Here is a 7,809-nt window from a genome sequence, read left to right as displayed (position 1 = left end):
CGCGCGCCCGCCGCGCCCCTTGAGTTCGCTGGGATGCAGTGGCGGGTTCAGGCGTCGCTGGGGACCAGCCCCATCAACGCATTGGCATGCTCGCGCCATAGCGGCAGCTTGTTGAGCACGCCCGCGCGCTGCAGGTAGTCCTCGTCCACCGGATCGCCGTTGACCAGGGCCAGTGCCACGTGCACCGCACCGGTCACCCAGAAGCTGCGTGTATTGGCGCGCTGCGGCTGCAGGTGGAAGGCCACTGCTTCAATGATCGGCATCGGCAGGCCCCACAGTCCCAGCAGATAGGCGCCCGCCTCGGCGTGGCCGGGACGCGTATCGCCCGCCAGCGACGGTTCGGAACGTTCATTGCGCACACCGGGCAGCAGCAGGCCGATGTCGGCCAGCAGGGCGGCGGTCGCGCCCAGTTCGGCGCTGGATTCGGGCAGCAGGCGTGCGGCCAGCCGCGAGGCAAGCAGGGCGCGCTGCTGCAGCGAATTGCGTTCGGCGGTCGACAGCGTCGGTGCCGAGAACACTTCGCTGGCCAGTACCAGGTCGCGCAGCGTGGCCAGGCCCAGCCGGGTCACCGCGGTGCGCAGGTCGGAAATGGTGCGGCCCTGGCTGAAGAACGCCGAGTTCGACAACTGCAGTACCTTGGCGGCGATGGCCGGATCGGCGGCGACCAGCTTGGCGACGTCAGCGCTGTCGGCATCGTCGTCGTGCTCCAGCGCCTGGGTCAGGCTCAGGTACAGGTGCGGCGGTGATGGCAGCTTCTCGATGCGGCCGATGGCATCGCGCAGGCGCGGGCTGTCCAGCACCTCGCGCAGCTCTTCCAGGCTGGTCAGCGCCTCCAGCAGCACTTCCGGCGCCAGCGGCAACGGCAGGAAGCGATGGGCAACGCCGATCAGGCGTGCCGGCGGCGGCCGGTTGCCATGCAGGGCATCCACCAGCGCGATGCGGATGGTTTCCGGGCGCAGGGTCCGGATCTGGCCCAGCAGCGTGGTGGCATTGAGGTCCGGCAGCTGCGGGCAGACGATCACCGCATCCACGCCCTGCGTAGCCACCGCGGTCATCGCGGTCTGGCCATCGGCGGCGGTCAACGGTTGCCAGTCTTCCCCAAGATCGGCAATGAATTCGGTCAGCTCGGCCGGCAGGCTGGCTGCATCCCCAACAAGCAGAATACGCACGACACATTCCCCTGGCTGTCTCGACGATGGATGTCGACGACGTGTGAAGTGACGCAATTTACCTAATACGACAGCAAGAGTGATGTGCCGTCGTCTTGAAACGTGACCCGCATCGCTCCGGCAGGGCATGCCGGAGCGATCCGGTTCAGGCTCAGGCCTTGCTGTCGAGGTGGCGCTGGTGCGCTTCGATCAGGATCTGCTTGGCCTCGGCGGCGCCGCCCCAGCCGTCCAGCTTGACCCACTTGCCCTTTTCCAGGTCCTTGTAGTGTTCGAAGAAGTGGCCGATGCGCTCCAGCCAGTGGCTGGACACCTGGGCGATGTCTTCAACGTGGGCGTAGCCGCTGAAGATCTTCGAGACCGGCACGGCCAGGATCTTCTCGTCGCTGCCTGCCTCGTCGCTCATCTTCAGCACGCCGACCGGACGGCAGCGCACCACCGAGCCCGGCACCAGCGGCAGCGGCAGCACCACCAGCACGTCGGCCGGGTCGCCATCGCCACACAGGGTGCTCGGCACGTAGCCGTAGTTGCACGGGTAGCGCATCGGGGTGGACAGGATGCGGTCGACGAAGATCGCGCCGGTTTCCTTGTCCACTTCGTACTTCACCGGCTCCGAGTCCTTCGGGATCTCGATGATGACGTTGATTTCTTCCGGCGGGTTCTTGCCGGGCGAGACGAGTTCCAGACCCATGGTGTGCTCCAGGTGGGGGTGTAGACGGATAGCTGACCATTTTATGCCTTTGCCGGGCGCTGTGCAGGGGAGGGCAGCCCACGGCACCGCGCGGGGCGTCCCTACGGACCGCCCGGGGTTTGGCTGATGGGGAACCCGGCGCGGGCGGCGCAGGCTGGACCCCCATCTCCGAGGAGTGCTGCCCATGTCCTGGTATGCCCGATTCACCGCCGTCGCGCTGCTGCTGGTGTCCCTGCCGGCGCCTGCCCGGGGCCTGCACGTCGATCTGATCGACTATCCGCGACCGGAGGCCAACTGGGAGCGCGCCTATGGCCTGGAGGCTGCGCTGACGGGGGAGTTCGATGCACGCTGCGCCGATACCTGGTGTGAAGGGCAGTACAGCAATTACCAGGTACTGGAGTTTCGTTGCGCCGTGCTGGCCCATCGCGGCACCGTGCAGCGATGTGCCTGGGTCATTGCTGCCAGCGAGCTGGCGGTACAGGCCGACAGTGGCGAGATTCGCGTCGATAATGGCCGCTGGGTCTGTCCGGTGGAGTTGCATCCGGGGGTGCCGGTTGAGGCTTTCCATGCCGCGCTGGACGCACCGGGTGGCCTGGTGGGGCCCCTGCCGGGGCTCGATCACGGCCTGTTCGACGTGCTGCCCGACTGCATCCGGAATGCGCGGAGGGACGGCTGATGGGCGGGTTCAAGACGCGATGGCTGGCCTGCGGGCTGTTGATGGCGGGGGCCGTGCAGGCCGGTCCGCTCTATGTGGATGCCCGTGACTACCCCGCACCGGGCGCCGGCCACGCGCGTTTCCTCGCCGCCGAGCGTCAGCTGGTGCGCGGCTTTGACGACGTCTGTGGCGATACCTTCTGCGAGGGGGAGTATTACAACCTCAGGGCGATGCGCCTGCGCTGCTCGGTGCAACAGTCCACCGGCGTGGTTGCCGGCTGCATCTGGACCTTTTCGGGAAGCTCGACCTGGGTCCGGCAGACCGGGCAGATCGATGCCGATGTCGGCCGCTATGCCTGCGCGGTGCCTCTGGCTGCAGGAACCCGGCTGGACGAACTGTTGGAGGTATGGGGCGCTGGATCCGGACATGACGCGCTGCATGCCTTGCTGCCTCGAACCGGTATGAGTGTCTACGACGGGCTGACCGACTGCCTGTGAGAGCCGTCAGGAATGCAAACGTGACTGATTCGCATTAACGGGGTAGCATGCGCGACGCCTTCTTTTCCGTGGTACCGGCTCCGCGCATGTCCTCCAATGCCGCCACCCTCACCGAACTGCTGATCCGCGAGCGGTCAGCGCTGCTGCGCCGCGTCCAACGCATCCTGGGGAGCGACGGCGGCGCCGAGGACGTGATCCAGGCGGTCTGGTTCAAGGCGCGTGGGGTCGACGACAGCCAGGCCATCGACAACCCGCGCGCCTACCTGTACCGGCTGGCCGCCAACCTGGCCACCGACCACGGTCGTGAATCGACCCGCCGCAACCGCCTGCTGGCGGACCACTATCTGTGGGGGCCGGATGAGGTGATCTCGACCGAGGAGCAGGCCATGGCACAGGACGAACTGCAGCGCGTGCTGGACGCGGCGGGACACCTGCCGGAGCCGACGCGAACGATCTTCCGGCTCAATCGCCTGCAGGGCCTGACCCAGGCCGAGATCGCGCGCCGGCTCGGCGTGTCGGTCACCACCGTCGAGAACCATGTACGCACGGCACTGCAACGCCTGGCCTGGGCGCGCAGCGGTCGATGACCGTCCGATCTTGGGGTTGCGCTTCGCTGGAACGTCTTGATCACTGGACCGTGGATGCGGTCTAGTTCCCCTGCCCGCGCTTGAATGCGCCTGTCCGCCAGCCGATGAGCCCGCCGAACATGCTGCCCGCCGCCAATGACGATGCCCTGGCCGAACAGGCCCGGGGTTGGATCGCGTGGCTGGCGTCGGGCGACGTCGGTGAGGCGCGGATGCACGAGTTCGAGCGCTGGCTGGCCCAGCCGGAGCACCGCCGGGCGTTCGAACACGAGCGCGCGCTGTGGCGCAGCATCGGGCCGCGTCCGCAGGCCAGGCCAGTGCAGCGGCTGCGGCCGCGGCGACTGCGCTGGGCGATGACTGCGGCGGCGGCACTGGCGATGCTGGTGGCCTGGCCGGAAGCCTGGTTGCGCCTGCAGGCCGATCACCGCAGCACGCACGTGGTGCAGGACGTGCAGCTGCCCGATGGCAGCCGCGCGGTGCTGGATGCGGACAGCGCGATCGCCGTGCGCTTCGACGCGCATGCGCGCCAGGTCGAGCTGCTGCGCGGACGCGCCTGGTTCGACGTCACCCCTGATGCAGAGCGGCGTTTCAGCGTGCGTGCGGGCAATGGCGTGGTCGAGGACATCTCGACCGCGTTCACCGTCGCGCGCGGCGATGGCCAGGTGGAAACCCAGGTCGGGCAGGGCAGGGTGCGGGTGGCCAGCCCTGCCGACGGTGGCTGGACCTACCTGCAGGTGGGACAGCGCGCGGTCTACGGTGAGCGCAGCGGTGTGACGCGCCTGGGCGACGTGGCTGCGGACAGCGTCGGAGCCTGGCGCCAGGGTGAACTGCTGCTGGAGCAGGCCAGTGTCGCCGACGCCGTGCAATGGGTGGGACGCTATCGTGCCGGGCCGACCTTCGTGCGCGGTGATCTTTCTCGGCTGCCGGCGGTAAGTGCAGCCTTGCGCATCGATCGCCCGGAACAGGCGCTGGATGCGCTGGCCGCGACGGCCGGTTTGAAGGTCACCCGTCTTCCCTTCGGCGTCGCCATCGTCCAGTAGATCCACGCCATGCGTGGATGCCTTCACCCTCCATCTTCCGCAAATCTCCCTTGGGGTCGTCGCGCTCCCATCCGTCTTACCCCGCGAACGTACCCGCCGCCGCCACGTACGTCGCCGTGTCCGCCTGTGTTGCGGATGACGCCGCGCCTGCGGCACTGATTACCTGACAGGTTCCCCCATGTTCGACTCCCATTGTCCGGGCCGCGTGCTGCGCCCGTCCCGCCTGTGCATCGCATTGCTGGCCGCAGGCCTGGCCAGCGCCGCGCCGTCCGTGCTGGCACAGAGCGCCCACGGCGATCATGCCGCCGTGCAGCGCTTCGACATTCCGGCGCAGCCGCTGGACGAAGCGCTGCGCAGCTACATGCGCCAGTCCGGCATCCAGGTCGTCTATCCGGCCGCGCTGGCCCAGGGCGTGACCTCGCGTGCGGTCAGCGGCAGCCTGTCGGCCAACGACGCGCTGCGGGACCTGCTGCGGGGCAGTGGCCTGGCGGTGCGCCGGGTCAGCGCGGATGCAGTCACGCTGGAAGCAGCGACGCCGGCGCAGGCCGGCGATGGCGTGATCGTCACCGACACGCTGAGCGTGGCCGGCGACCGTGTCGATGCGGGCGCGACCAGCGACGAAGCCCGCCTGCTCGACAGCTATCGCAGCGTCGGCTCCACCACCACGCTCAACCGCACGCATCTGGAGCGCTTCCGCGGTACCTCCAACGGCGACATCGTCAAGGGCGTGGCCGGTGTTACCGCCGGCGACCCGCGCGTCGGCAACGGCTTCGACGTCAACATCCGCGGCATCCAGGGCCAGGGCCGCGTGCCGGTGATCATCGACGGTGGCCAGTCCAGCATCGACACCTACCGCGGCTATGCAGGCCAGTCGCAGCGCACTTACCTGGACCCGGACCTGATCTCCAGCCTGACCATCACCAAGGGCCCCAGCCTGCAGGCCAACGCCTCTGGCGGCATCGGCGGCGTGGTCGAGATGGAAACGCTGAAGATCGGTGACGTGCTGCGCGAAGGCCGCGATTTCGGCGTGCGCGTGCGTGGTGGCCTGGCCAATGCCAGCGCCAACAACCTGCCGGCGTACAGTGCTGCGCCGCGCGCCGACCGCAGCGCTACCGGCAACCAGTTCTTCAACGTCGCCGCCGCCGGCCATTGGGATCGCTTCGACCTGGTCGCCGCCTACGCCTACCGCGATACGGGCAACTACTTCTCGGGCAAGCATGGCTACGATGATTTCCCGCAGACCCGGCGCACGCTGGCCCCGCTGAACCCGCCGCGTACCGAGGTGTTCAACACCTCCTCGCGCTCGAAGTCGGCGCTGCTCAAGGGCACCTGGCGCATCGACGACGCGCAGACGCTTGAGGCGGGCTACCGCCGTTACGAAGGCACCGCCGGCGAGATCATGGCCTCGCAGATCATCCGCGTTGATCGTGACCGCATTCCGCAGTGGGATCCAGGCCACGTCGACATGGACAGCTACACCCTGCGCTACCGCTTCAACCCGGACAGCGAGCTGGTCGACCTGCGCGTCAATGCCACCTACACCGATACCGACAGCGTGATGTACAACAGCCTGACCGGCATCACGCCGTGGTATTTCGACCGCCGCACCGAGTGGTATGACGCGCCCAGCTTCAGTGGCGACCCCGGCTACAAGGATGCCTACCGCAATCCGCTGCGGCAAAAGCGCTTCGGCCTGGACGCCAGCAACACCTCGAGGTTCGATACGCACGCGGGTGCGTTCACGCTCGACTACGGCGTGTCCTACAGCGATGAAGACATCGCGCCGGGCAGCTCCGGGCCGGTCATGCACGACGATCTGGTCAACAACCGCTTCCTGCGCAACGCCGAGCGCAAGGAATACAGCGCCGTGGCCTCGCTGAAGTGGCAGCCTGACGAGCATTGGGAGCTGCTGGCCGGTGGCCGCTGGAACCGCGTGGATGTGCATGACCGCAACCGCCTGGCCACGCCCGATGCCTACGAGGTGCAGGGCCAGTACCGCTACACCGAGCTGCTCAACGGCAACCCGGCGCTGCCGTCGTGGCGGGCCAAGCGCATCGCGCTGCTGAACTGGTACCCGGATGCCAACGGCAACTTCACCCAGGAGTCGCTGCTGGCCTCGCCGTACAAGAAGGGCACGGTGGCCGACATCGGTGGCTGGAACTTCTACGACGCGGGCAAGGCGCAGGACCTGGAAGTGCCGGTCAGCTGGAGCTGGTCGCAGCCGATCCGCCGCCGCGACAGCGCGTTCTCGCCGACCGCCAGCGTGGCCTACCGCTTCAGCGAAGACACCATGGTCTACGTGAAGTACGCCGAAGGCACCAAGCTGCCGAGCCTGTTCGAGACCACGCTGGGCCTGTTCACCGCTGCCAAGCCGGTGGGTGAACTGAAGCCGGAGCGTGCGCGCAGCTGGGAAATCGGTGCCAGCACCATCCGCTACGACCTGTTCACCGCCGGCGACCGCCTGGCGCTGAAGCTGGCCTACTTCGATACCCGCATCGACGACCTGATCACCCGCGACTACCGCACGCTGTCGGCCGGCCTGATCCGCAACGTCGACCGGTTCAAGGTGTCGGGCATGGAGTTCCAGTCCAGCTATGACAGCGGCAAGCTGTTCGCCGATCTGTCCGCGCACTACTACTTCAAGGCCAAGACCTGTGCGCCGGACATTGCCGCCGAGCGCCGCGCCTATGGCGAGCAGCGCAAGAACGCTGAGCTGGCCGGCACGCCGGACTGCGTCGATGGCGGCTTCGAGGGCTCGTACACCAACACGCAGAATCCGCCGCGCTACATGGTCAACCTGACCCTGGGTTCGCGCCTGTTCGACGAGCGCCTGACCTTCGGCACCCGCGTGGTGCACAACGCCGGCCCGATCAGCAAGCTGGACAAGGAATGGAACGTCGGCCTGTCGGCGATCCAGCAGCTGTACCGGCCGACCACCCTGGTCGACCTGTTCGCCAGCTGGAGCTTCAACGACCAGCTGTCGGTGGAGGCGGGCGTGGACAACCTGACCGACCGCTACTATCTGGACCCGCTTGCCCTGGGCGTGATGCCGGCCCCGGGCCGCACCGCGCGCCTGGCGTTGACCTGGAAGTACTGATCGACTGCGCAGTGCGCCTTCGGTGGGTGCGGACCCTGGTCCGCACCGCTCCTGCGCTGTAACGGGCCGGGGGGGGGGG

The 7,809-nt window shown here is 67.9% G+C and carries 7 protein-coding genes; 5 read left to right on the top strand and 2 right to left on the bottom strand.

Features of this window, described 5'->3' with window-relative positions; translation table 11 throughout:
• Window positions 1–47: 47 nt before the first annotated feature.
• The gene (locus tag O0J73_RS20390) at window positions 48–1,169 is read right to left on the bottom strand and encodes an HDOD domain-containing protein (protein ID WP_006467784.1); all 1,122 of its coding nucleotides are present in this window, start codon (window positions 1,167–1,169) and stop codon (window positions 48–50) included.
• A 151-nt stretch (window positions 1,170–1,320) separates the two neighbouring features.
• Entirely contained in the window at window positions 1,321–1,857 is a 537-nt protein-coding gene (gene ppa, locus O0J73_RS20385) for an inorganic diphosphatase (protein ID WP_005410935.1), read from the bottom strand.
• 184 nt (window positions 1,858–2,041) lie between these two features.
• Between ppa and O0J73_RS20380 the strand changes: the two genes are divergently transcribed.
• The 5 genes from O0J73_RS20380 to O0J73_RS20360 all read left to right on the top strand — a co-directional run bounded on the left by O0J73_RS20380 (window position 2,042) and on the right by O0J73_RS20360 (window position 7,730).
• Complete coding sequence (locus tag O0J73_RS20380; protein ID WP_006467732.1) at window positions 2,042–2,533, top strand: hypothetical protein; 492 nt, start codon at window positions 2,042–2,044, stop codon at window positions 2,531–2,533.
• Window positions 2,533–3,009 (top strand): hypothetical protein, encoded by a 477-nt coding sequence (locus O0J73_RS20375; protein WP_308309500.1) that lies wholly within the window; start codon window positions 2,533–2,535, stop codon window positions 3,007–3,009. The genes O0J73_RS20380 and O0J73_RS20375 overlap by 1 nt, the downstream gene beginning before the upstream one ends.
• An 86-nt stretch (window positions 3,010–3,095) precedes the next feature.
• Complete coding sequence (locus tag O0J73_RS20370; RefSeq protein WP_197563809.1) at window positions 3,096–3,596, top strand: RNA polymerase sigma factor; 501 nt, start codon at window positions 3,096–3,098, stop codon at window positions 3,594–3,596.
• Between the two features lie 104 nt (window positions 3,597–3,700).
• On the top strand, window positions 3,701–4,633 hold the full coding sequence (locus O0J73_RS20365; protein WP_197563795.1) for a FecR domain-containing protein: 933 nt from the start codon (window positions 3,701–3,703) through the stop codon (window positions 4,631–4,633).
• Between the two features lie 178 nt (window positions 4,634–4,811).
• Window positions 4,812–7,730, top strand: coding sequence for a TonB-dependent receptor (locus tag O0J73_RS20360; protein ID WP_308309498.1), 2,919 nt, complete (start codon window positions 4,812–4,814; stop codon window positions 7,728–7,730).
• Window positions 7,731–7,809: the final 79 nt, after the last annotated feature.

This window comes from Stenotrophomonas sp. Sm6012, from assembly GCF_030985895.1.
Lineage (GTDB): Bacteria > Pseudomonadota > Gammaproteobacteria > Xanthomonadales > Xanthomonadaceae > Stenotrophomonas > Stenotrophomonas forensis.
Note: the sequence above shows the minus strand (reverse complement) of the source record. Positions and strands in the feature narration are given on the sequence as shown.

What these genes read in the sequence shown, in the direction of transcription:
- O0J73_RS20360 (WP_308309498.1), top strand. Translation starts at nt 4,812, where the DNA reads ATGTTCGACTCCCATTGTCCGGGCCGCGTGCTGCGCCCGTCCCGCCTG.
- O0J73_RS20375 (WP_308309500.1), top strand. Translation starts at nt 2,533, where the DNA reads ATGGGCGGGTTCAAGACGCGATGGCTGGCCTGCGGGCTGTTGATGGCG.
- ppa (WP_005410935.1), bottom strand. Translation starts at nt 1,857, where the DNA reads ATGGGTCTGGAACTCGTCTCGCCCGGCAAGAACCCGCCGGAAGAAATC.
- O0J73_RS20365 (WP_197563795.1), top strand. Translation starts at nt 3,701, where the DNA reads ATGAGCCCGCCGAACATGCTGCCCGCCGCCAATGACGATGCCCTGGCC.
- O0J73_RS20370 (WP_197563809.1), top strand. Translation starts at nt 3,096, where the DNA reads ATGTCCTCCAATGCCGCCACCCTCACCGAACTGCTGATCCGCGAGCGG.
- O0J73_RS20380 (WP_006467732.1), top strand. Translation starts at nt 2,042, where the DNA reads ATGTCCTGGTATGCCCGATTCACCGCCGTCGCGCTGCTGCTGGTGTCC.